The sequence below is a fragment of the Thioclava sp. F34-6 genome, from assembly GCF_002213235.1.
Lineage (GTDB): Bacteria > Pseudomonadota > Alphaproteobacteria > Rhodobacterales > Rhodobacteraceae > Thioclava > Thioclava nitratireducens.
Genome location: NZ_NBOA01000001.1, coordinates 421,224 through 444,997 on the forward strand (window position 1 = coordinate 421,224; position 23,774 = coordinate 444,997).

23 protein-coding genes are annotated in these 23,774 nt (G+C 63.9%); 11 read left to right on the forward strand and 12 right to left on the reverse strand.

Annotated features, from left to right (window positions below; translation table 11 throughout):
- Positions 1–12: 12 nt before the first annotated feature.
- The gene (locus tag B6V72_RS01955; RefSeq protein ID WP_088734400.1) at positions 13–750 is read left to right on the forward strand and encodes a Hint domain-containing protein; all 738 of its coding nucleotides are present in this window, start codon (positions 13–15) and stop codon (positions 748–750) included.
- 85 nt (positions 751–835) lie between these two features.
- Here the strand turns inward: B6V72_RS01955 and B6V72_RS18905 are convergent, their stop codons facing one another.
- Entirely contained in the window at positions 836–1,024 is a 189-nt protein-coding gene (locus tag B6V72_RS18905; protein WP_109171954.1) for a DUF1127 domain-containing protein, read from the reverse strand.
- 87 nt (positions 1,025–1,111) lie between these two features.
- Here B6V72_RS18905 and B6V72_RS01965 point away from each other — a divergent pair, with 87 nt between their 5' ends.
- The 4 genes from B6V72_RS01965 (at position 1,112) to B6V72_RS01980 (ending at position 5,495) form a co-directional block, all read left to right on the forward strand.
- Positions 1,112–2,530: a PLP-dependent aminotransferase family protein gene (locus B6V72_RS01965; protein ID WP_088718589.1), complete on the forward strand. Its 1,419-nt coding sequence runs from the start codon at positions 1,112–1,114 to the stop codon at positions 2,528–2,530.
- Between the two features lie 163 nt (positions 2,531–2,693).
- Positions 2,694–3,590, forward strand: coding sequence for an ABC transporter permease (locus tag B6V72_RS01970; protein WP_088722791.1), 897 nt, complete (start codon positions 2,694–2,696; stop codon positions 3,588–3,590).
- Positions 3,591–3,597: 7 nt separating this feature from the next.
- Positions 3,598–4,407 carry an ABC transporter permease gene (locus B6V72_RS01975; protein WP_075774834.1) on the forward strand — a complete coding sequence of 270 codons (810 nt, stop codon included), beginning with the start codon at positions 3,598–3,600 and terminating at the stop codon, positions 4,405–4,407.
- 11 nt (positions 4,408–4,418) lie between these two features.
- Complete coding sequence (locus tag B6V72_RS01980) at positions 4,419–5,495, forward strand: ABC transporter ATP-binding protein (RefSeq protein ID WP_088734664.1); 1,077 nt, start codon at positions 4,419–4,421, stop codon at positions 5,493–5,495.
- Positions 5,496–5,632: 137 nt separating this feature from the next.
- On the opposite strand, the gene B6V72_RS01985 is transcribed toward B6V72_RS01980, so the two are convergent.
- The gene (locus B6V72_RS01985) at positions 5,633–7,012 is read right to left on the reverse strand and encodes a cytochrome c peroxidase (RefSeq protein WP_088734402.1); all 1,380 of its coding nucleotides are present in this window, start codon (positions 7,010–7,012) and stop codon (positions 5,633–5,635) included.
- A gap of 4 nt (positions 7,013–7,016) precedes the next feature.
- Positions 7,017–8,645: an alkaline phosphatase family protein gene (locus tag B6V72_RS01990; RefSeq protein WP_075774831.1), complete on the reverse strand. Its 1,629-nt coding sequence runs from the start codon at positions 8,643–8,645 to the stop codon at positions 7,017–7,019.
- A gap of 436 nt (positions 8,646–9,081) precedes the next feature.
- On the opposite strand from B6V72_RS01990, the gene trkA reads away from it, so the two are divergent.
- The 6 genes from trkA (at position 9,082) to tsf (ending at position 15,705) form a co-directional block, all read left to right on the forward strand.
- Positions 9,082–10,458: a Trk system potassium transporter TrkA gene (trkA, locus tag B6V72_RS01995; RefSeq protein ID WP_075774830.1), complete on the forward strand. Its 1,377-nt coding sequence runs from the start codon at positions 9,082–9,084 to the stop codon at positions 10,456–10,458.
- Between the two features lie 12 nt (positions 10,459–10,470).
- Positions 10,471–11,994 carry a potassium transporter TrkG gene (locus B6V72_RS02000; RefSeq protein WP_075774829.1) on the forward strand — a complete coding sequence of 508 codons (1,524 nt, stop codon included), beginning with the start codon at positions 10,471–10,473 and terminating at the stop codon, positions 11,992–11,994.
- A gap of 160 nt (positions 11,995–12,154) precedes the next feature.
- Positions 12,155–12,388 carry an RNA chaperone Hfq gene (hfq, locus tag B6V72_RS02005; RefSeq protein WP_038060695.1) on the forward strand — a complete coding sequence of 78 codons (234 nt, stop codon included), beginning with the start codon at positions 12,155–12,157 and terminating at the stop codon, positions 12,386–12,388.
- 33 nt (positions 12,389–12,421) lie between these two features.
- Entirely contained in the window at positions 12,422–13,708 is a 1,287-nt protein-coding gene (gene hflX, locus B6V72_RS02010) for a GTPase HflX (protein ID WP_240497671.1), read from the forward strand.
- Positions 13,709–13,981: 273 nt separating this feature from the next.
- Entirely contained in the window at positions 13,982–14,749 is a 768-nt protein-coding gene (rpsB, locus tag B6V72_RS02015) for a 30S ribosomal protein S2 (RefSeq protein ID WP_075774827.1), read from the forward strand.
- A 74-nt stretch (positions 14,750–14,823) separates the two neighbouring features.
- Complete coding sequence (gene tsf / locus B6V72_RS02020; RefSeq protein ID WP_075774826.1) at positions 14,824–15,705, forward strand: translation elongation factor Ts; 882 nt, start codon at positions 14,824–14,826, stop codon at positions 15,703–15,705.
- A gap of 85 nt (positions 15,706–15,790) precedes the next feature.
- Here tsf and B6V72_RS02025 read toward each other — a convergent pair whose 3' ends face one another.
- The 9 genes from B6V72_RS02025 to B6V72_RS02065 form a co-directional block, all read right to left on the reverse strand.
- Positions 15,791–16,555 (reverse strand): LuxR family transcriptional regulator, encoded by a 765-nt coding sequence (locus tag B6V72_RS02025; RefSeq protein ID WP_075774825.1) that lies wholly within the window; start codon positions 16,553–16,555, stop codon positions 15,791–15,793.
- 139 nt (positions 16,556–16,694) lie between these two features.
- Positions 16,695–18,446 (reverse strand): sulfate permease, encoded by a 1,752-nt coding sequence (gene sulP, locus B6V72_RS02030; RefSeq protein ID WP_075774824.1) that lies wholly within the window; start codon positions 18,444–18,446, stop codon positions 16,695–16,697.
- Positions 18,447–18,469: 23 nt separating this feature from the next.
- The gene (locus tag B6V72_RS02035) at positions 18,470–18,910 is read right to left on the reverse strand and encodes a TIGR01244 family sulfur transferase (RefSeq protein WP_088718594.1); all 441 of its coding nucleotides are present in this window, start codon (positions 18,908–18,910) and stop codon (positions 18,470–18,472) included.
- Between the two features lie 68 nt (positions 18,911–18,978).
- Complete coding sequence (locus tag B6V72_RS02040; RefSeq protein ID WP_166504549.1) at positions 18,979–19,842, reverse strand: MBL fold metallo-hydrolase; 864 nt, start codon at positions 19,840–19,842, stop codon at positions 18,979–18,981.
- 48 nt (positions 19,843–19,890) lie between these two features.
- Positions 19,891–20,592, reverse strand: a complete 702-nt coding sequence (locus B6V72_RS02045) for an HAD family hydrolase (RefSeq protein ID WP_088718596.1) — start codon at positions 20,590–20,592, stop codon at positions 19,891–19,893.
- Positions 20,586–21,248: a phosphoglycolate phosphatase gene (locus B6V72_RS02050; protein ID WP_075774821.1), complete on the reverse strand. Its 663-nt coding sequence runs from the start codon at positions 21,246–21,248 to the stop codon at positions 20,586–20,588. Before B6V72_RS02050 ends, B6V72_RS02045 begins: the two co-directional genes overlap by 7 nt.
- Positions 21,245–21,799 carry a thioredoxin family protein gene (locus B6V72_RS02055; protein ID WP_088734404.1) on the reverse strand — a complete coding sequence of 185 codons (555 nt, stop codon included), beginning with the start codon at positions 21,797–21,799 and terminating at the stop codon, positions 21,245–21,247. Before B6V72_RS02055 ends, B6V72_RS02050 begins: the two co-directional genes overlap by 4 nt.
- A gap of 8 nt (positions 21,800–21,807) precedes the next feature.
- Positions 21,808–22,683 (reverse strand): MBL fold metallo-hydrolase, encoded by an 876-nt coding sequence (locus tag B6V72_RS02060; RefSeq protein ID WP_077701221.1) that lies wholly within the window; start codon positions 22,681–22,683, stop codon positions 21,808–21,810.
- 83 nt (positions 22,684–22,766) lie between these two features.
- The gene (locus B6V72_RS02065; RefSeq protein ID WP_088734406.1) at positions 22,767–23,675 is read right to left on the reverse strand and encodes an MBL fold metallo-hydrolase; all 909 of its coding nucleotides are present in this window, start codon (positions 23,673–23,675) and stop codon (positions 22,767–22,769) included.
- Between the last annotated feature and the right edge of the window lie 99 nt (positions 23,676–23,774).

The window sequence follows — 23,774 nt, forward strand, 5'->3', positions numbered from 1 at the left end:
CAGGAGGATCGGATGACGCGGAGCATGCGCGCAACGGATATCGCGGAGATTTTGGCGCAATCGCCGGCTCAGGGGCTGCGATGTACCGCGATGGCGCGCACCGAGTCGCTGCGCCTGGAATTCGACAGCCATGACGAGACGGACGGCCATATCAGTGGCTTTGACGCATCCGGAGATACGGTTTTTTCCGGCTCCATCGCTGCGTTTCGCGCGGCCATTCCCTGCGTGACGCCCGAGACGCGGGTCGCAACCGAGGCTGGCGGTGTTCCTGCGGGCGATTTGCGCCCCGGTGCGCGGCTGGTGACGCGCGAGTCCGGTGTTCAGACGCTGCGCTGGATCGGTTCACGAGTGTTCACGGCTGCCGATCTCGCGCTCAATCCTCTGCTGTGCCCGGTGCGTATCCGCGCGGGCGCGCTTGGCGAGGGGCATCCGGTGCAGGATATGCGCGTATCACCCAATCACCGTCTGATGTCGCCGCTACGGGGGAATCTCGTTTCCGCGCAAGAGCTTGTCGGGCTGGACGGGGTCGAGGCCGAGCGGGCGGCGGGCGGCGTGCGCTATCTGCAACTGCTACTCGACGCGCCGGAAATGTTGCTCTGCGACGGACTATGGGTCGAGAGTTTCCGACCGGAGTTGGCGATGCTGGCGGGCTTCGATGCGGCGCAGCGGGCGGAGCTTCTGGCGCTGCGCCCCGATCTGTCCCGGCGCGACGCAGAGGCCGCCTTGCCCGAGACGCACCCCACCGAGTGATTTTCATCAACCGCAAAAAAGAGCCGGGCACTGAGGCCCGGCCAATAGACGATTCCGGTCAGGGGAATTGCCCGGATCGTTCGCGTCACAGGAAGCGGCGCACTTCTTGCCGGGCAATCTCCCGGCTGATTCCGATATCTTTGAGCAGATGGTCATCGAGTTTCTCCAGCGCCATCCGCGATCGGCGCGCTTCGAGGACGCGCGCAACGCGCGCGATCAGGCTCAGACGGCCATGACGAGCGGGAACGGGACGGGTCCGCGACAGGGTAAACATTGCGATGCCTTTCTGTATTGATACAATGTGGCGTTTGTTGCTATAGGAGGGATACAATACCTCAAAATAAGCAACCAGAGAAATATTGTGACTGATACAAGCTGGTCTCCCCAACTCGCCCATATCGCCGGACCGAAATATCTCGCGCTGGTGCGCGCGCTGCGCGAAGGGATCCGTCGCGGAGACCTGAAACCGGGCGCAAAACTCCCTACTGTCAGGGACTTGGCGTGGTCACTGGGGGTGACCCCCGGCACGGTCGCGCGGGGCTACCAAATCGCCACGCAGGAGGGGCTGCTGGAGGCCAAGGTGGGACGCGGCACCTTTGTATCGACACAAACGCAGCGACTCGGCCCGCGCGAGCCGCTTTACCGCCATACCGGGGAGGAGATCGACGCAACCCCGGACGATCTGGTCAACCTCCGATCGCCACAATTGCCCGATGTCGGCCAGACAAAAGCGTTACAATGGGCGATGGAGGAAGCTGCGCGCTCGATCGGCAAGACCTACCTGCAATATCCCGGTCTGCGCCGCGACGCCTATTGCCGCGAGGCGGTGCTCGACTGGTTTCCGAAAGATTGCTCGCTCGCCTCTATCCTGAACGCGGATGACCTTGTGCTGACCCATGGCGGGCAGAACGGGATCAACCTCGTGATGCAGACCTGCCTGCGTGGCGATCGGCCCGGCGTTTATATCGAGGAGCTGGCCTATCCCGGCTTCCGTCACGCCGCACGGCTCAACCGCGCAGAGGTTCATCCCGTCGCCATCGACGAGCAGGGGATGATGCCCGATGCGCTCGACGCGGCCTGCCGCAAACATGGCGGCCAGATCGTTTGCATCACGCCCGACGCACAGAACCCCACGGCGGGCCGGATGGATGTCGCGCGCCGCGAGGCGCTGGTCGAGGTCGCGCGCCGCCATGACCTGCAGATCATCGAGGACGATTGCTACACCGCGCCGGTCACCGGCCTGCCGAGCTTCCGGGTGATCGCGCCCGAGCGCAGCTGGCACATCACATCGCTGTCGAAGACGATCTCGGCGGGCATGCGCTTCGGCATCGTCGCAGCCCCCGAAGGCATGGGCGAAGTGGGGCGGCTAGCCGCCCAGCACAGCTTCTTCGGCCTCGCACGGCCGATCACCGACATGGTCGCCCGGCTCTTCGAGAGCGGCGAGGCGATGCGTCTTCGCTATGCCGCGCAGGAGGAAATGGGTCGGCGGTTGCAGATGACGGTGCAATCGCTGGCGGGACAGGATTTCAACTGGCTTCCGGGGCTGAGCTTCCTTTGGCTGAAGCTGCCGATGGGCTGGCGTGGCTCCACCTTCGCGCGCATGGCGGAGATGGAGGGCGTGCTGCTGCGCTCGGCCGATGAATATGTCGTGCAGGACGGGCAGGCGCCCAACGCGGTGCGCATCGCGATGGCGGGCTCGGTCCCCGAAGAGCGCTTCCGCACGGCGCTGCGCACGCTGACGGGGCTGCTGGAGCGGATGCCCGACGATCTGCCGGTCTGAGGGCTGAGCCCTGACGCCGCGCCGCCGAAGCGCGCTGCACAAAATTACGGCATCTGCCTTGCCCTTGCGCGAGTAGGGGCGCTTGCCCTCTTTTCACGCCCGCGCCCTTGTGCTTTCGTGATAGCCAACGACGCCCGAGACGGGTGCAAATCGGGAGAGATGGATGGCGGGTAAAGGGGAGAGCTGGCTGCGCAGCGAGTCCGCGCAGGGCTATGCGCTGATTTCGCCCCCCTTCCTCTATGCCGTTCTTTTGCTGGCCGCGCCGCTGGTCACGATCCTTGCCTATTCCTTCTTCAAGGATGGCTATCTGACGGTGGTGCATGAATTCACCGTACAGAATTACATCGCCACATGGACCGATCCGATCTTTCGCGTGATTCTGGTCCGCTCGCTGCTGGTGGCGGGGCTGGTGACGCTGGTCACGGTCGCGCTGGCCTTCCCGATTGCCTATTATCTGAGCTTCGGTCTGGCGCCGAACCGCAAGGCGCGCTGGATCTTTCTGATCACCATCCCGTTCTGGACGTCGTATCTGATCCGCGTGTTTCTGTGGAAGGTGATCCTTGGCTATAATGGCGTGATCAATTCCGCGTTGGAGGGGATCGGGCTCATCGGGCCGAACGGGCTGATCGCCGATCCGCTGCAGATGCTCAATTCGGTGGGGGCGATCGCGCTGACGCTGGCCCATGCCTATGCGCCCTTCGCGATCCTGCCGATTTTCGTGAGCCTCGAGAAGATCGACCGCTCGTTGCTGGAGGCGGGCCAGGATCTGGGCGAAAGCCGCTGGCGCACCTTCCTGCGCGTGACGCTGCCCTTGGCGATGCCCGGTGTCGTAGCCGCGACGCTGATCGTGTTCATCCCGACGGTCGGCGATTACGTCACGCCCGAGCTGATCGGGGGCGGCAAGATGCCGATGGTCGCGAACCTCATTCAGGCGCAGATGCTACCCCTGGACAATCGCCCGCTGGGCTCGGCCATTGCGGTCAGTTCGCTGCTCGTGGTCGCGGCCCTGTCGCTGGTCTTCCTGTGGCTCAACCGCCGCTTCCTGAAGGTCGGAAAGTGAGCCGCGCATGAAAATACCGTCCCTCAAGATTTACGCGATCGCCTACCTGATCTTCCTCTACGCGCCGATCTTCCTGCTGCCGCTGTTCGCTTTCAACGATGGCACGATCATTGCCTTTCCGCTGAAGGGTTTCACGACCGACTGGTTCGCGAAAATGGCCGAGAACGACACGCTGCGCCACGCGCTGTCGAATTCGCTGATCATCGCGCTGACCTCCTCGGCGGGCGCCACGATCCTCGCGGTTTTCGCCGCCCGCGCCTCGACGCGCTACCGCTTCAAGGGCAAGGGCGGGATCATGGGGCTGATCCTGCTGCCGATGGTCCTGCCCGATATCCTGATGGGGATGTCGCTGCTCTTGGTGATGCTCGAAGTGCTGAAGGTGAACCTGTCGATCGCGACGGTGATCCTCGGCCATGTGATCATTTCGCTGCCCTATGCCATCGCGGTGCTGCAGACGGCTTTCGCGACGCTGGATCAGTCGCTGGAAGAGGCGGCGGTCGATCTGGGTGAGACGCGAATGTCGACCTTCCGCCTGATCGTGCTGCCGCTGGTGATGCCCGGTATCATCTCGGCCTTCCTGATCTCCTTCACGATCTCGCTCGACGAGTTCATCGTGGCCTTCTTCCTCGCGGGCAATCAGCCCACGCTGCCCACCTATATCTTTTCCCAGCTGCGTTTCCCGTCAGCGATCCCGGTCATCATGGCGCTTGGCACCTGCCTCGTCGCGGCCTCGATCCTGCTTCTGAGCGTGGCCGAATTCTTCCGCCGGCGCGGGGTCAAACGGACCGGCGCCAAGGATACCGGAGGTTTCCTGTGACCGATAAACCGATGATCGCCTTTCAGGACGTTCACAAATATTACGGCGATTATCACGCGCTGCGCGGCATCACCGCGGAGATCCGCGCAGGCGAGTTCTTCTCGCTGCTCGGTCCGTCGGGCTGCGGCAAGACCACGCTGCTGCGCACCATCGCGGGGTTCGAGGAGATATCGGAAGGCGCGGTGCTGATCGACGGCAAGACGATGGTGGGCGTTCCGCCGAACAAGCGGCCCACCAATATGGTGTTCCAGTCCTACGCGATCTTCCCGCATCTGAGCGTGGCCGAGAATGTCGGCTTCGGCCTTCGCCGCGATCCGCGTTCGAAATCGGAGAAGGCCAAGCTGGTCGAGGAATCGCTCGAGATGGTGGGGCTCAAGGGCTACGGCGCCCGCGCGGCCCATGCGCTCTCGGGCGGGCAACGGCAGCGTGTGGCGCTGGCCCGCGCGCTGATCCTCAAGCCTAAGGTTTTGCTGCTCGACGAGCCGCTCTCCGCGCTCGACCGCAAGATCCGCGAGCAGATGCAGGTCGAATTGATCAAGCTGCAGCGCGAGGTCGGCATCACCTTCGTTCTGGTCACCCACGATCAGGAAGAGGCGCTGGTCATGTCGGACCGGATCGCGGTGATGTTCGAGGGCGAGATCGCCCAGCTCGCCGACCCGGAAGTGCTCTATGGTCGCCCCAATTCGCGTCGCGTGGCCGATTTCATCGGGGTGATGAATTTCTTGCCCGCGACGGTCACGGATGGGCCCGGCGAAGCGGTCACCGCAGAGGTCGCAGGTCTCGGACGGCTCGAAGTCGCGCCGAGCCAGATCTCGATCGCACCTGCGGGCGATGGCGCCGCGGTGGGCTTCCGCCCGGAAACCTTGACGCTTCTTTACGAAGGTCAACAGGCCTCCGACCGCGAAGCGCCCGGCACGATCGACGAGGTCGTCTATTACGGCGACATGACCTATTACGACGTGCGCCTCGACGGCACCGAAAAACCGGTCCGTATCTCGATGCGCAACGTGTTCGGCCGCCCCGTGCTGGAAGTCGGCACCCGCACCCGCGTCGCATGGTCGCCCGGAGCGCTCGTTTTGTTCCGGTGACCGGGGCAGGGGGCGCTGACCCCGTCGCCGGATGGCGACAAAACTTAAGAGGCACAGGGCGCTGCCCTGTCGCCGGAGGGCGGCATGGCTCAAAGGCGGAAGCGGCCTCGCAAGAGGGGCCTCGCCAGTGGCTCTGGTCACTCCTCCGGCGGTGCGTAGCCATCTGTCAGGGTCTCGAGAAAGGCGATGATATCTGCTTGCTCGGCCTTGGTCAGCGCGTCGCCTTCTCCGGGCTTGCGTCCGAAAGGCGCATCGGTGCGGTCGATATTTCCCTGATAGCGAGTGGGCAGGTCGTCGAACCGCGCCACTTTTCCGTTGCGCGTGGGGTAAATCGCGCGGGGATCGCTGTCGCGCTTGGCGTAAAAGCGCAGGACCTGTTGCAGGCTGGTGTAGACACCGTTGTGGAAAAACACGTGCCGGGTCGCGACGTTGCGCAGGCTCGGGGTCTTGAACATCCCGCAATTGCCGGGCTGCGTCGAAATCGTGTCGTGGCGAAGCGGGCCGCACAGACCGAGATCGACATAATGCGGATCGGCATTGGCCGGGATCGCCGGGTTGCGGGGCACGCCGAGCGCCTCGTATTCGTAATCGGTGAATTGCGGCGGGCGACCATCGGCGGACCGGGTGTCGAGATGACAGGCCGCGCAATTGCCCTTCTTCGGATCGTCGAAGAGCGCACGACCCCGCGCCTCTGCCGGCGAAAGCTGCGCCTCGCCCGCGAGAAAGGCGTCGTATTTGCTGGTATAGGGGTGAAATTCCACCGCCTCGGTCTCGTAGCGCGACAGAGCGAAGGCGGCCTCGTCGATCAGCATCTTGTCGTCGTCACGCACCGCCTCGCCGAAGAGCCGCGCGAAGCGGTCGCCATAGCGCGCTCGCAGGGTCGCGGCGAGGGTTGCGCGGTCGGGCTCTGCCATCTCGAAATGAGTGAAGAGGACGGCCAGCGCCTGCTCTTGCAGCGTATCCGCGCGCCCGTCCCAGAACAGACCGCCCCGCGGCACCGGGCTCGCGGCGGCGGGCGTGCCGGCGGTTTTTTGCGGCGCGGGCTGCGAAGATCCGCTTGCTCCTGCGGCTCCTTTCGCGCCCGCCCCTTGCTGTACGACCGCCTGCGGCGCGGCTTCGCCCGCCTCCGAGGTCGGGTCGAGCATCCCGAAGGTGAAGGGTGGCGTCTGACGCTTGTATGTGAGCGATGGCACCGCGCGCAGTCCCGGCTGGTCGAGATACGCCCCGCCAAGCTGCACGGGGCGGGCATTGGAGGGCGCGAAGTGATTGCCCGGATCGTGGCAGCTCGCGCAGCTCATCTGGCCACTGGCTGACAGCGTGGGGTCAGAAAACAGCGCCTTGCCGATCGTGGCCACGGCGCTCAGATCGGCATCTCCGGGTGCGGTCGTTTTCGAACCGGCGTCGGACGCGGCCCCGACGGGGGTGGCCGAAAGGAAAGCCGCGAGCGTGATGCTCGCGGCCCCCTGTGCCGAACGGATCGTTCTGGGAGTGATCAATCTCAGGTTCGGCAGTCTCATCGCCTCAGCCTTTCGGGTTGCCGGTGGCCGGGTCGAGGATCAGCTTGCCATTGGCCGCTTTCGAGAAGTCGAACATGCCGTTCAGCTCGCCCGCCTGGGCGTCGAAGGAGCCCTGACCGATGCGCTGACCGTTCAGCCAGTTATCCTCGATAAACTTGGTGACCGAGGACTGATCGACCAGTGTGTGATCCACCGCGTTCTTCTTCGCATAGGGCGAGATCACCAGCATCGGGATGCGGGTGCCGTAGCCGCAACGGCCCTGCGCGGGCTTGCCGTCGAGCCCGGGCAGCGTCTTGTCGCTGGCGCAGTTGCTGCCATTGAGCACGTCATAGCCCGCGACCGGGATGTTCGAGCCGTTCACCACTGCCATCGCGTGGTCATACCAGCCATCGGAGTCGTCATAGGTCACGACGATCGCAGTGTCCTTCCAGTCGTTCGATTTCTGCAGCGCGTTGACCGCGTTGACGATGAACTCCTGCCCATCGAGCGGGTCGGAATAGCCCGCATGGCCGTCCTGATAGGCGGGCGCTTTCAGGAAGCTCACCGCCGGCAGGTTGCCGTTCTTCAGGGCCGCGTAGAAATCCTTGCTGTCATATTGGTGGTTCGCGCCGCCATCGTCCGACGTGCCGATCACATCGACCGAGGCGGGACGGGTGTGATCGACGTTCCGGGTCGATTTGTAATACTGGAAGGGCTCGTGGTGGGGGATGTAGTCCTTCGAGGTCTCGCCGGTCACCTGCGAGAGCGACGAGCGGTCGCAGCCGGTGGTGCCGTTGCCGTTCACCGCGGTCAGGTCGAAGCCGCCCTCGAACCAGCCCCAGGTAACGTGTTTGGCGTTCAGCAGATCGCCGATATTCTTGCCGCCCATAAGCGTCGTCGGGTATTTCGGGTTCGAGCAGACATCGCCGGTCGGATCGAGATCCGAGATCATGGTCCAGCCGCCATTGCCGTCGGGCACGACGCGCCCCTTGTCATAGGTGCCGTCGGCTTCGAGCTTGTAGCCCTTGGGCAGCACCGCGCCATTGGTCTGGCCCGAGACGAGGTTGATCGCGCCCGGCGTCGAGGGGCCGAAGGTGCTCGAGAAGGCATTGTCGTTCATCGCGTAGGCCTGCGCGTAGTTCCACAGTGCGGTGACGGTATTGCCGTCGTAATAGCCCATCACCTGGCCCTTGGTGCCGAATGCGCCCGTGCCGCCCTTCGTGCCCTTGCCGGTATTGGCCGGGAAGGCATCCATCTTGCCGCCGTGGAAAGCGGCCTGCTCGGCGGTGTAGCCGTGGTTCTGGTCGGCGGACGCGGCCTGCGTCCGGTCGAGCCGGAACGGGGCGGCGGCATTCGCGCCATTGACGGCATTGCTCTTGTTGGGGTTGTTCTTCAGCAGACCGGCGCTTGCGAGCGTATTGGCCTTGGGCGTGTCTTTCGCGGCGGTGAATTGCGGCTCGCCCTTGGGGTTGGCGGCCTTCGGATAGGTCGCGAAATAATGGTCGAAGGAGACGTTCTCCTGGAAAATCACCACGAGATGCTTGATCGGGGTGGCGGTCTGGGTGTCGGCGGCGGTGCCAGCCTGGGCGGTCGCGGCAGCGCAAGCCAGCGCGAGCGCGCTGACGGCACCGGTCGGGCGGAGCGTGTCGATCATGTGAAGTCCCTCGTTGAGATGGCAGCTTTCCCGTGCGTTACGGGGCGTGGCCTCTGGCTAGGGGCGTCATTTGACACTTCGGTGACGGTTCCGCTCACGCGCCATCACCGCTCGGTGAGACCGCCGCGGATACACGCGGATGGGATGTTGCGTGAGCGACCGGTGATCGCGGCGCGGGCGCACCGGCTAGGTTTTGCGAGGGGGCTGAGCAGGGGCGGCCTCCGCTCGCCACGGCCGTTCTCTGGCGCTACGGGGCGTGCGGCGGGGCGTCCGTCCGCTTGAAGTTCGTTTATCCTGCCTCACCCCCAAGGACATTCTCGGCAAGAGGAACGGGCTTAGGTTTACGAGGCTGACATGCGGCTTGCGTGTTTGCCATTTGACCACCCCCGGCAACGCGGCCTAGATAGGGGCCAAGTAAGGCGCGGAGGCATTTGCCATGAAGGTCATCATCTGCGGTGCGGGTCAGGTCGGTTGGCAGATCGCGCGCCATCTGGCGGGCGAGCGCAACGACGTCACGGTCGTGGATTCCAATCCCGAACTGGTGCGGCGCGCGGCCGATACGCTCGACGTCCAGGGCGTGGTGGGCTTCGCCTCGCATCCGGACATTCTCGAGCAGGCCGGGGCGCGCGATTGCGACCTGATGATCGCCGCAACCCATTCCGACGAGGTCAACATGGTGACCTGCCAGGTCGCGATGTCGGTCTTCGGGATCACGCGCAAGATCGCCCGCATCCGGGCGCAAAGCTATCTGCAGCCGGAATATTCCGATCTCTATCGCCGCGATCATCTGCCGATCGACGTCATCATCTCGCCCGAGCGCGAGGTGGCCGAGGCCGCGCTGCGCCGTCTGGCGGCGCCCTCGACCTTCGACACCGAAAGCTTCCTCGACGAGCAGTTGCAGTTGCTGGGGATCGAGCTGGACGCTGATTGCCCTGTGCTCGACACGCCGCTGCGGCAGCTGACCGATCTGTTCTCGACGCTGCGCGCTGTCGTGGTGGGCATTCGCCGCGAGGGGCGGCTGTTCGCGCCCGAGCCGGGCGATCAGCTTTTCGCGGGCGACCAGATCTATGTCTTCGCCCATGTCGAGGACGTGAACCGCACGCTCGATATCTTCGGCAAATCCACGCAGAAGCAGGAACGCATCGTCATCATCGGCGGCGGCAACGTCGGTCTCAGCGTGGCCAAGTCCCTCGAAGCGCGAACCGAGCGCGTGCGTGCCAAGATCATCGAGCGCTCGCGCGCGCAGGCCGAGAAGGCCGCCGACGCGCTGGACCGTACGATCGTTCTCAACGGAGACGGGATGAGCTCGGAACTGCTGGAGGAGGCGAATATCGCCACCGCCGACGCGGTTCTGGCGATCACGGATGACGACAAGACGAACATTCTCGTTTCGGTGCGCGCGAAACAGGCGGGCTGCCGGATGGCGATCTGCCTGATCAACGATCCGACGCTGGCGCCCTTGCTGAGCGCGCTCGATATCGATGCCTATATCAACCCCCGGGCAACCACCGTGTCGTCGATCCTGCGCCATATCCGCCATGGCCGGGTGCGCGCGATCTACTCGATCGGGGATGCCGAGGGCGAGGCGATCGAGGCGCAGGTCATGGGCACGTCGCCGATGTCGGGCAAGGCGGTGCGCGATGTCGATTTCCCCGAAGGGGTTCTGATCGGCGCGATCCGCAAGGGCGACAAGATCGTCAAGCCGACCGGCAATACCCGGATCGAGGAGGGCGATATCGTGGTTCTCTTCGCTCTGACCTCCGACGTGCCCGAAGTGGAGCGCCTGTTGCAGGTCTCCATCGACTTCTTCTAAGGGCCGGTCCGCATGGAACGCATGATCAAGGCCTTGCCGCTGCCGATACTCCTGATGGGAGTTTCGGCGCTGGCGATGTATGTGCCGGCGATCCACGCGCTCCTGACGCATCATCACCATACCGCGCGATCGTTCTTCTATTCGGCGACGCTGTTTCTCTTCGCGACCGCCCTGATCGGCTTGGCCAACGGGTCGAACCCGCGGCCTGCGCGGGCGGGGCGGGCGAGCCTTCTGATCATGCTGGCCGCTTTCACCGTGCTGCCCGTGATGCTCGCAGTGCCGTTCTATATCGCGGTGCGCGACACGTCGTTTTTCAATAGCTGGTGGGAGATGGTTTCCGCCTTCACCACCACGGGCGGCACGCTTTACGAGCCCGACCGGTTGGTCGGCTCGGTGCATCTTTGGCGTGGGCTGGTGGCGTGGATGGGCGGCTTCTTCATCCTCGTGATGGCAATCGCGGTGCTGGCGCCGATGCGGCTTGGCGGCTTCGAAGTGTTCTTCTCGGGTGGCCCCTCTGGCGCCCCGGCTGCTGCGGCCCCGGCCGCAGATGGTGGCGCGGAGATGTCCGAGCGCATCGCCCATTACGCGGTCTCGCTGGCTCCTATCTATACCGGGCTGACGGTGCTGCTGTGGGTCTGCCTGCTGATGGCGGGGGACCGGTCGCTGACGGCGCTGATCCATGCGATGTCCACGCTCTCGACCTCCGGCATCTCGCCAGTGGGCGGGATGGCCAATGCGCGCTCTGGGGTGGCGGGCGAGATGGTGATCTTCGTGTTCTTCCTGCCCGCGCTGTCGCGCAGGCTCTGGCCCGGGGGCGGCGAGCTGCGCGCCTCGCCGAAGCTGATCGACGACCCCGAGCTGCGTCTGGCTGCCGGGCTGGTGATCCTCGTGCCGCTGTTCCTGTTCCTGCGTCACTGGATCGCGGCGCTGGAAGTGCGCACGCCGGGCGATTTCGGTGCGATCTTCCGCTCGATCTGGGGGTCGCTGTTCACCTCGCTGTCCTTCCTGACCACGACCGGCTTCGAATCGAACGGCTGGCACGACGCGCGCGACTGGTCGGGGCTGGGCACACCGGGCCTGATCCTCGCGGGGCTTGCGATCATCGGGGGCGGCGTCGCAACGACCGCGGGCGGGGTGCGCCTGCTGCGGGTTTACGCGCTGCTGCGTCACGGCGAGCGCGAACTCGACAAGCTGATCTATCCGAACTCCATCGCGGGCGGCGGCATGATGGCAAGGCGGCTGCGCCGCGAAGGCGCCTATATCAGCTGGATCGTGTTCATGCTGTTCGCGATTTCCATCGCCGGCGTGATGATGGCGGCGTCGCTGTTCGGTCTGTCGTTCGAGCCCGCGACGATCCTGACCATCGCGGCGCTGTCGAATACCGGACCGCTGGCGGGGATCGCGGCCGATGTGCCACTGAGCTGGGCCCATCTGAGCGAGCCAATCAAGGCCGTTTTCGCCTTCGCCATGGTGCTTGGCCGGCTCGAGACATTGGCGATCATCGCCCTGTTCAACCCGGAATTCTGGCGCGCCTGAATCCCGGATTCGATACGCAATTTCTGGCTCAGGGCCTAACAAACTGTTTTTTGGGCTGGAATCTCCCGCTATGCGCTGCATACTTGAAGAAAGGGCAAATCAGGCCCGTCCGATCACGCGCGATGCGAAACGCGATACGAAAAACAAGGGCAAGAATAATATGGCTGGCGACAAACAGAACCTGCAAGACGCATTTCTCAATCATGTGCGCAAGACAAAGGTTCCTGTCACGATCTTCCTGATCAACGGGGTGAAGCTGCAGGGCGTCATCACCTGGTTTGACAACTTCTGTGTGCTTCTGCGCCGCGACGGGCAATCTCAGCTTGTTTACAAGCACGCGATCTCGACGATCATGCCGGGACAACCTATCTCGCTTTACGAAGGCGACGACTAAGCGGCGCCGCGCGCGGCTTTAGCGATACATATCTTGAGCGAAACGACCTCTACCGAGACGCCCGATACGCGGGCCTACGTGATCCATCCCGACATTCCGTCGCGAGAGGGCCAGCGACACTTGCCCGAATTTGCGCTGGCCGAAGCGGTTTCGCTCGCCGCCGCCCTGCCGCATCTGCAGGTGGTGGGCGAGGAGATCGTGAAGCTGCGCAAGCCCGAGCCGGGCAAGCTGTTCGGCCAGGGCAAGCTGGCCGAGATCAAGGCGCGGCTGGAGGAGAACGAGGTCGATCTCGTCTTCATCGACGGGCCGGTGACCCCGGTGCAGCAGCGCAACCTCGAGAAGGAATGGGGGGTAAAGGTCCTCGACCGGACCGGGCTGATCCTCGAAATCTTTGCCGACCGTGCGCGCACCCGTGAAGGTGTGTTGCAGGTGGAGCTGGCCGCGCTGAGCTATCAGCGTACGCGGCTGGTGCGCGCCTGGACCCACCTCGAGCGTCAGCGCGGCGGGCTCGGCTTCGTCGGCGGCCCGGGGGAAACCCAGATCGAGGCCGACCGCCGCGCCATCGACGAGCAGATCGTGCGTCTGCGCCGCCAGCTTGCGAAGGTCGTGAAGACCCGCGAGCTGCACCGCGCCGCACGCCGAAAGGTGCCGTTCCCGATCGTGGCGCTGGTGGGCTATACCAACGCGGGGAAATCCACTCTGTTCAACCGCGTGACCGGGGCCGAAGTGCTGGCCAAGGACATGCTGTTCGCCACGCTCGACCCGACGATGCGCGGGCTGGAGCTGCCGACGGGCCGCAAGGTGATCCTGTCCGACACGGTGGGCTTCATCTCGGACCTGCCGACGCAGCTTGTCGCCGCCTTCCGCGCGACGCTGGAAGAGGTGCTCGAAGCCGATCTGATCCTGCATGTCCGCGACATCTCGCATCCCGAGACCGAGGAGCAGGCGGAGGATGTGAACGACATTCTCACCAAACTCGGCGTCGCCAAGGAAGTGCCGCTGATCGAGGTCTGGAACAAGATGGACGCCGTACCGCCCGAGCCGCGCCGCGCTCTGCTGGTACAGGAGGCACGCGAGCCCGATCTGCAGGCGATCTCGGCGCTGACCGGAGAGGGTCTCGACGCGCTTCTGACGGCGATCGACGAGAAGCTTTCGGAAGAACGCTATCACGAAGAGATCACGCTGGGCTTTGCGGATGGCCGCAAACGCGCTTGGCTGCACGAGCAGAACGTGATCCGCGCCGAGACGCAGACCGAAGAGGGGTGGACCTTCGAGGTCGAATGGACCGGCAGTCAGCGCAACCGGTTCCGCGCGCTGTAAGCCGGGCCGGAGACGGGGCAGGGGCGCTGCCCCTCTTCGCTGACGCGAATTCACCCGGGATATTTACACCAAGCCGAAGCGGGCGCGCGCGCCTTGGTTTTCCCGGGGACGCCCATGACCGGTAGGGGTTGCCAAGGCGGCGCGATGGGTCTATATCGCGCGCACTTCACAGGCGGAGGCGGGCCGATGGGGGAGACATCCCCAAAAGTCCACCGGTTGGGGCATATGCCCTGAGACCCTCCGCTCAGGCGCAAACCGGAAAAGGAATTGGACATGGCGCTTCCTGAATTCTCCCTGCGTCAGCTCTTGGAAGCTGGCGTTCACTTCGGCCACCAGACCCAGCGTTGGAACCCCCGTATGGGTCAGTACATCTATGGCGAGCGTAACGGCATCCACATCGTCGACCTGACGCAGACCGTTCCGCTGCTCGACCAGGCTCTGCAGGTCATCCGCGACACCGTTGCGAAAAACGGCCGCGTTCTCTTCGTCGGCACCAAGCGTCAGGCTGCGCGCCCGATCGCCGAAGCCGCCGAGAAATGCGCACAGTATTACATGAACCACCGCTGGCTCGGCGGCACGCTGACCAACTGGAAGACCGTCTCCCAGTCGATCAAGCGTCTCAACGAGATCGACGAGAAGCTTGAGCAGGGCGCTGAAGGCCTGACCAAGAAAGAGCGTCTCGGCATGGAGCGTGACCAGGCCAAGCTGCAGGCGTCGCTCGGCGGTATCCGCGAAATGGGCGGTCTGCCGGACCTCCTGTTCGTGATCGACGTGAACAAGGAAGACCTCGCCATCGCGGAAGCCAAGAAGCTCGGCATCCCGGTCGTGGCGGTGGTCGACACCAACTGCTCGCCGAACGGCGTGGATTACGTGATCCCGGGCAACGACGACGCGGCCCGTGCGATTGCGCTCTACTGCGACCTCGCTTCGCGCGCAGCTCTCGACGGCATGTCGGCCCAGATGGGCGCGGCGGGCGTCGATGTCGGTGCCCTCACCGAGACCCCGGTTGAAGAGGCGCTGGCCGAGGCCGAGGCCAAGTAAGGCCGCGACCGTCACCCAGATGACATGAGGGCGGGGTATCCCGCCCTCGCAGAGTTCTTGAAGGAGATCCGACCATGGCGATTACCGCCGCTCAGGTGAAGGAACTGCGCGAAGCTACCGGCGCAGGCATGATGGACGCGAAAAAAGCGCTGACCGAGACCGATGGCGACATGGACGCCGCCGTTGACTGGCTGCGCACCAAGGGCCTTGCGAAGGCTGCGAAGAAATCGGGCCGCGTGGCTGCCGAAGGTCTCGTCGCGCTCGCCGTCAACAACGGCAAGGGCGTCGCGATCGAGATGAACTCGGAAACCGACTTCGTCGCGAAGAACGCCGATTTCCAGAAGCTCGTCTCCGACATCGCGGAAGTCGCGCTGGAAACCGGTGAAGATGTCGAAGTCGTCAAGGCTGCGCATCTCAACGGCAAGAAGGTCGAAGACGTGATCACCGACGCCATCGCGCGTATCGGTGAGAACATGAACCTGCGCCGCATGCACATCCTCGAAGGCGACACGCTGGTGCATTACGTGCACAACGCTGCCGCCGACGGCATGGGCAAGATCGGTGTGCTCGTTGCGCTGAAGGGCGAAGACAACGGCATCGGCAAGCAGATCGCGATGCACATCGCCGCTACCAACCCGGCCGCGCTGTCCGAATCCGATCTCGACCCGGCTGTCGTCGAGAAGGAAAAGCAGGTTCAGATCGACATCGCACGTGAATCGGGCAAGCCCGAGCAGGTGATCGAGAAGATGATCGAAGGCCGCATGAAGAAATTCACTGCGGAAGTCACGCTGCTGAACCAGCAATTCGTCGTCAATCCCGACCTCACCGTCGGTCAGGCCGCGAAAGAAGCTGGCGTCGAGATCACCGGCTTCGTCCGGATGGAAGTCGGCGAAGGCATCGAGAAAAAAGAAGAAGATTTCGCCGCCGAAGTGGCGAAGACCGCAGCTGGCAACTAAGCCCGCGCCTCTTCTTTGAAATAGGAAACGCCGCCCTGACCGGGGCGGCGTTTTTCATTGTGGGGCAGGGGTCTGGGATGCGAACCTAACGCGCCGCCGCGTGTGAGGCGTTCAGGAAAATCTGCTTTTGCACCGAGGCTTTCATGACCGCCTGCGCGGTGGTGTCCACGTCCAGCGCCTCGCGCGCCAGTCGCAGGTGTTTCTCCACCGTCGAAGGGGTCAGCCCCATGATGATCGCGATATCGGCGGTCGTCTTGCCCTCCGCCACCCATTCGAGGACTTCGCGCTGCCGATCCGTCAGTGGGCGTCGCCCGGTGGAATAGGGCATGGTCGAGATGCGCAGATGAACGAGGCTGTTCATCACCATCAATTCGCGTTCGTTCTCGCGCCAGATGCGGTCGACGTCGTCCTGGCTCAGCCCCGGCCGCCCCACGAGTCCGATCGCGCCGCGCGCGTAGGAGAGCGGGTCGGAGAAACCGATCGAATAGCCCGCGCGGATGCCGAAACGGTGGTTGATGTCGATCACGTCGATCTCTGCCGGGGTCAGCTCTCCCCGCATTGCGCGGTCCGCGACAATGCGCCACGAGCAGGGCCCGTCATTCTTCGCGGCCCATTGCACCATCGGCGCGTGGCGATATTTTCCCTCTCCGATGAAGAGGTCGAGATATTCCTTCTGGTGGTTCGAGAGGATCAACAAATCGTCTTCGTGGCCGAAGTTGTTTCCCTTTCGGAAACTCGTGAATCCATAGATCAAACGGTCGAAGCCGAACCGCTCCATTTCGCGGCAATGGCGGGACCAAATTTCCTGCACGGATTTTGCGCGTAAGACCGCCTCACAGAAGGATAACATCGCGTTTCACCCCACAATCGGTTAGTTCGCGTAGCTCATTAACACTACTCCGGAGGCGCATGTTTCCCCGCGCCGGAGACCCTGTTCAAATGTCTTATGTTTCGCGCGCCATGGCAACCCACGTGGGGCACGAAGACGCTTAGCGGTGGGTCTCGACACGGCTCTCGTGTGCGCAACCTTGGGTGGTCTCGGGGGCGAGCGTCGCCAGCGCGTCGTAATGGGTAAGGTAGATCTGCCCGGTTAGTTGGGTGATCAGGTCCGAGCGCGTCAGGCGGTCCATCACCGGGCCTTTAACCTCGGACAGGTGCAATCGCACGCCCGCGTCGTTGAGCTGGTCGTTCACCTCTTCCAGCGCCTCGAGCGCGGACATGTCGATATGGTTGATCGCGGGGCAATTCAGCACGACATGCTTGATGGACTCGTCGCTCGCGATCCGGTCGTAGATCATCTCCTCGACGAAGCGGGCATTCGGGAACCACAGGCTCTCGTCGATGCGAAGGCTGAGGATGCCCGGCGCGCAGTTCACCCGGTGGCGCCGGATATTGCGGAAATGCTCGGTGCCGGGAACCTGGCCCAACTCGGCCACATGCGGGCGCGAGCTTTGCCACAACCGCAGCGCGATCGAGAGGATGACACCGAAGGCGATGCCGTCCTCGACGCCCCAGATCAGGGTGACGAGCACCGTCAGCGCCATGCCGACACCTTCGCGGGGGGCGTATTTGAACGTGCGCTTGAGCGCCTTGATATCGACCAGCGTAAGCACCGAGACGAAGATCGTGGCCGCGAGCGTCGCTTGCGGCAGGTAATAGAGGGCCGGGGTCAGGGTGAAGGTCGCGAGCGCGACCCCGATCGCGGTGAAGGCACCAGCGGCGGGCGTCGTGGCGCCGGCCTCGAAGCTGACGACAGAGCGCGCGAAGCCCCCGGTGATCGGAAAGGATCCAGAGATCGCGGAGCCGATGGAGGCGCCGCCGAGGGCTATGAATTCTTGGTCCGGGTCGATGCGCTGGCGTTTCTTAGCGGCCAATGTCTGGGCGACCGAGATCGTCTCGACATAGCCGATGATCGCGATCAGGAGCGCCGGGACGAAGAGTTCTTTCCAGAGCGCGAGATCGGCGGGCGGCAGGCTCGGGGTCGGGAAGCCGAGCGGCACGGTGCCGACGACGCGGACCCCGCGCCCCTCGAGCCCGAACAGCCAGGTGATCAGGATGGTCGCGGCGACTGCGTAAACCGGCGCGGCGCGGGTGAGGATGGCCGCAAGCCGCTCGGACAGCCCCGCCTTTAGCAGGCGCGGCTTAAGCCCACGTCGCGCCCAGAACAGGAAGACCAGCGACAGGATCGAGATGACGACCGTGTAGGGATTGGTCTGGCCGAGATGCGCCCAGAGGCCGCCGAGAATATCGAGAATCCCGCCGCTCTCCGCCGGAATACCGAAGAAATGCTTCATCTGGCCCGCGGCGATCAGGATACCGACAGCCGATGTAAAGCCCGACAGCACCGGGTGGCTGAGGAAGGCCGTTATGAAGCCCATGCGCAGGAAGCCCATCACCACCAGCATCACGCCCGAGAGAAACGCCAGCGCCACTGCGGCGGCGATATATTCGGGCGTACCCTGCGCCGCGACCCTGCCAACCGCGGCGGCCGTCATCAGCGAGATCACCGCGACCGGGCCGACGGCCAGCGGGCGCGAGGTGCCGAAGACTGCGTAGATCAGCAGCGGCAGTACCGAAGCGTAGAGCCCGTATTCCGGCGGCATCCCGGCCAGCAGAGAATAGGCCAGCGACTGCGGGATCAGCATGATCGTGACGATCACCGCCGCGATCAGATCGGCCTCGAAGGTCGGGCGATCGTAGTCGCGCCCCCAGCTTAGGATCGGCAGGTAGCGTTTGAGCATTGGCACGTCGCGAAAGGGCTGGATCAGGCCTGATCGCGGCGGCTGGCGTAATACTGCATCACCGGCACCAGCGTGGAATGGTCATAGCCCGCTTCGGCGGCGGTCGCGACGATCTTGTCGATTTCCATCTCGCCCGCCTGGCTGACGCCCCAAAGATGCGACGAGCGCGTGCCCGAACGGCAATAGCCCAATGCGGGTTTCTCTGCCGCGTCCATGATCGTCGCGAAATTGTCGACCAGTTCGAGGCTCAGTTCGCCGGGATAGTAGGGCAGGTAGTAAGGCGTGAGGCCATGCGTCGAGCAAAGCGCGGCGATCGCGTCCGAGCGCTGATCTGCGTCCTCGATCTCCTCGTCGGGACGATTGATGATCAGCGTGCGAAAGCCCATCTCGGCAAGCTTCGGCACGTCTTCGGGTTCGATCTGCGGGGCGACGGAGAACTCGTCGGAAAGTTTGCGCAATTCCATGATCTGTCCTGTTATCCTGCCTTCTAGGTGGAGATGGGCGGGGTTTCCCGCCCTCTCGGTTTATCGTCTCAAAGCCCGTTGACAGGCACTTTGAGGTAGGTCTTGCCGTCCTCGTCCTTCGGAGGCATCTGGCCCGCGCGCATGTTTACCTGAAGCGACGGGATGATGAGCTTCGGCATCGCCAGAGTCGCATCGCGCTCGGTGCGCATCTTGACGAATTCGGCCTCGGACTTGCCGCCGCCGATATGGATGTTGCGGGCCTTTTCCTCGGCCACGCTCGTCTCCCACGCAAATTCGTCGCGGCCCGGTGCCTTGTAGTCGTGGCCCACGAAAATGCGGGTCTCGTCGGGCAGCGACAAGATCTTCTGGATCGAGGCGTAGAGCGTCTCCGCCGAGCCGCCGGGGAAGTCGCAGCGCGCGGTGCCGAAATCGGGCATGAAGAGCGTATCGCCCACGAAGGCCGCATCGCCGATGACGTAGGTAAGGCAAGCGGGCGTATGGCCCGGCGTGTGCAGAACGCGACCCTCCAGCGCGCCGACGCTGAAAGTGTCGCCTTCCTTGAAGAGCCTGTCGAACTGCGAACCGTCGCGCTGGAATTCGGTGCCTTCGTTGAAGATCTTGCCGAAGGTGTCCTGCACGACCTGAATGCGGTCGCCGATGCCGATCTTGCCGCCGACGCGCTCCTGGATGTAGGGCGCGGCGGAAAGGTGGTCGGCATGGACGTGGCTCTCGAGGATCCACTCCACCTCAAGCCCGTTCTCCTTCACATAGGCGATCACCTCGTCGGCGGATTTGGTATCCGTCCGGCCCGAGGAATAGTCGAAATCGAGCACGCTATCGACAACGGCGCAGGCTTTGCTGCCGGGATCTTTCACCACATAGGAGACGGTGAAAGTCGCGGTGTCGAAAAAAGCTTTGACGTCCGGTTTGATCATGGCGGCCTCCGTTAACCTGCCCAGCATATGTAGCCGAGTCCGATCTTATGAAATTGCGGCACTCTGTCCCAGCCCTTCCGTGATCTCGGGCGGTAAGGGGTGCGAGAGATCGGGGAGCACCCACTCCGCGCTCGAGAAATCGCCGCCATCGGTATAGGCCGAGGGCGTCACGACCACGCGCAGCCCGGCCGCTTGCGCAGAGCGCAGGCCCACCTCGCTATCCTCGAAGGCGATGCAGGCCTCGGGCGGCAGATGCAGCCGGTTCAGCGCGAGTTCGAACACGTCGGGCGCGGGTTTCTTGGCGGCGACCTCGTCGCCTGCCGCGATCGCATCGAACAGGTGATCGGGGTCGGCACCCAGCTGCGCGCGGATCAGCGCATCGACATTGGGACGGTTCGTCGTCGTGGCGATGGCGAGCTTCATCCCGGCGGCACGCGCATTTGCGATCAGCCGCGCCACGCCCGGGCGCAGCGGGACCTGCCCGCCGGTGATGATCTCGACATAGCGGCGGGTCTTGATCTCGTGCAGCATGGCGATCTCGTCGTCGGTCGGGCCGAAGCCCATGACCTCGCGGTGGCGCGCCATGCGCTCCTTGCCGCCGGCGGTTTTCAGCAGTTCGCGATAGGTCTCCTGCGACCAGTTCCAGTCCACTCGCCGTGCGGCAAAGGTCTCGTTGAATGCACGGCGATGGGCTTCTTCGGTTTCGGCCAGCGTTCCGTCGACGTCGAAGATCAGCGCGCTTACCATTTCCAGCCCTCCACCAGACCTGGCAGCATCGCCCAATCCGAGAAGGCGACGTCATGGGGCACGTCGGTCAGGGGCGTCTTGCGATAGCCCTCGGAATAGATCGCAAACGGGGCCTGCGCATTCGCCGCCGTTTCCGCATCGACCTCGCTGTCGCCGACATAGATCATCTGTCCGCCGCCCAGGGCCCGATGGCAATGATGCAGCATTTCCGGCTCGGGCTTGCGGGTGGGCATGGAGTCCCCGCCCAGCGTCAGCTCGAAATAGTCCCATAAACCGACATGGCGCAGCGCGGCTTCAGCGGGGCGGACCGGTTTGTTCGTGCAGACCGCCATCCTGCAGCCCATCTCCGTGAGCCGGTCAAGCGCGGCGATCACGTTGGGGTAGGGCACGTTGCCCTCCACATCGGTCTCGTAGCGCGCGACGAGGGCGTGCTCCACCCGATTGAAGAGCGGCCCGTCCGGGTCTTCGCCCGAGGTGATCAGCAACTGGCGCACGAGGTTGGGCACGCCCTTGCCGACGAAGCTGCGGACCGTCGGCAGCGAGAGCGGCTCGAAGCCCATGTCGGTCAGAACGGCGTTCGAAACGGCATGGATCGCGGGCACGGAATCGATCAGCGTTCCGTCGAGATCGAAGATGACGGAAGGCGCATCGCTCATGCCGATTTCCATTTGATGGAGCAGCCCATCGACGGAATCTGGTCGCGCGGGCCTTCGCCGGTCTCGGCGACCAACATCATGCCTTCGTAGAGTTCTCGCTTGGCGTCGACCGCGGCGGCCTGCTTGGTCGAGGCATCGAGACGGCCGCGATATTGCAGCCTGTCCTCGGCGTTGAAACCGAAGAAGTCCGGGGTGCAGGCGGCCCCGTATACCTTCGCGACCGCCTGAGTTTCGTCATAGAGATAAGGGAAGGGAAAGCCCTTCTCCTCGGCCAGTTTGGCCATGTTCTCGAAGCTGTCCTGCGGATATTCGTCGACATCGTTGGCCGAGATCGCAACGACGCCGATCCCCGCCTTCTGCAACTCCGCCGCATCGCGCAGGATGCGGTCGAGGATTGACTGGACATAGGGGCAATGGTTGCAAATGAACATCACGAGCGTTCCCTTGGGACCACGGATGTCGTCAAAGCTGTATTGCTTGCCGTCGGTGCCGGGCAGGGTGAAGCCCGGAGCCTTCCAGCCGAAATCGCAGACGGGGGGAGTGACAGCCATGCGGCCTCCTATTCGAATTCCATTTCCTCGTAGACGACGCCCGCGTTTTTCGTCGCCAGTTCCTCGAACGTGTCGAGATTTTTGTAGGGGCTCTGATCCACGTAGTAGGCCTCGGCCAGATCGCCACCATTGTCGAGATGTTCGGCGATCTTTCCGCGCAGATATTTCAGGTAGCCCGTCGTGCCGCGCGTGACCTTCTCGAGATTGGTCGGATGGCCATGGCCGGGGATGATGAAGGCAGGCTCCAGCGGCGCGAATTTAGTCTCGAAGGTCTCGATCCAGCAGCTCGTGCAGGTGCCCGAGAAGATCGGCGGCATCCTTTCCGAAAAGGCGATATCGCCCGCGATCATGAACTTCTGTTCCGGCAGCCAGACCTGCGTGTCGCCGGGGCTGTGCGCGGGGCCCAGATGCATCACTTCGATGGTCATGTCGCCCATCTCGATGACGCGCTTGTCCTCGAAAGTCTCGGTGGGCAGCTTCGGATCGGTGCCTTCGGCGGTTTCCTTGCCGTAGCTCTTGAGCGCCTCGAAGGCGCCGCCGGCGTCATGTTCGAACTCGGCCGCCGCATCGACATGGGCGAGCACCGGCACGCCCTGTTCGATCCAGTAATTGTTGCCGAGCATCGAATGGCCCTGACCGTTCTCGTTGATCACCAGCTTCACCGGCTGATCGGTGACCGCCTTGATCTCGTCATGCAGCGCCTTGGCGAGTTGATAGGACGCGCCGGAATTCACCACGACCACGCCATCGCCGGTGACGATGAAGCTGAGATTGTTGTTATGACCCGAATTCTCATAGGTCGGCGGCGCAGTGGCCCCGATCGCGGTCCAGACGCCGGGGATCACCTCGTAGGGCTTAGAGTAGAGAACCGAACCGGGATACATGTCCGGCACGTCTTCAGAGGCGAGTACGGGGCTCACATGAAGAAGCCCAGCCAAGACGCTGGTCAAAAGGAGTTTTTTCACCCTCAGACCTCCGGCACGTAGCGATAGGCGTCGCCGTCGCGCTCGACCCGGCCCAGGCCGCCTTCGGGCAGGTGATAGCCGATGATCGGCAGCTTGTCGGTCGCCAGCTGATCGAGCAACGCGACACGCGTCTCCGCGCCCAGATCGGGGTTTTGGTCGGAGCCTGCCGCCATGCCCGGCGCGGCGAAGGCGAGGTAGTGGTTCACGATCGCATCGCCGATGATGAAGGCCTGCGTCTCGCCGTTCTTGACGTGGAAGGACATGTGACCGGGCGTGTGGCCGGGCGTCATCTGCGCCAAGATGCCGGGGAGGATTTCCTCGCCATCTCCAAAGGTTGCAATCTGGTCTTCAAGGATCTGGAGGCGACGCAGCGCGCCTGCCGCGAAGGTCTTGCGGCCCTGATCGATCGTGTCGAGCGTCTCCGGGTTGAGCCAATATTCGAATTCGTCCTTGCCCATCATGTGCTCGGCGTTGGCGAAGAACGGCTCGTCGAAATCGTCGAGCACGCCCCAGAGGTGATCCGGGTGGCCATGGGTGAAGACGACATGGGTCACGTCCTCGGGGGCGACTTCGAGCGCGTCCATCGCCTCCATCAGCTTGCCCGCAGACGGCATGAAGTCATTGCCCGACCCCACGTCGAACAGCACGGTGTTGGTGCCGTCGCGATAGAGCGTGACGTTGCAGGGCGGTTCGACCGAGTCTCCGGTGATACCGTAGCTCTCGAGGATCGGCTTGGCCTCCGGATTGTCGGTCACAAAGCCGATCGGCAGCACGAGATTGCCATCGGACAGCGTGTCGAGCCGGGCCGAACCCATCTCGAGGGTCTGGGCGGCGAAGCTGAGCCGGGGAAGGGCTGTCATGGCGCCCATGGCCAGCCCTCCGCGCAGAATGGTGCGTCGCGTGAATGTCATGCCAGTCCTCCCTAGCTGGTATTCAATTCCACGAATATGAACGAGAGGCAGCGGCAGGGCAAGCGGTCAGATCACGAGATCGCGACCGATCTCCTTGCA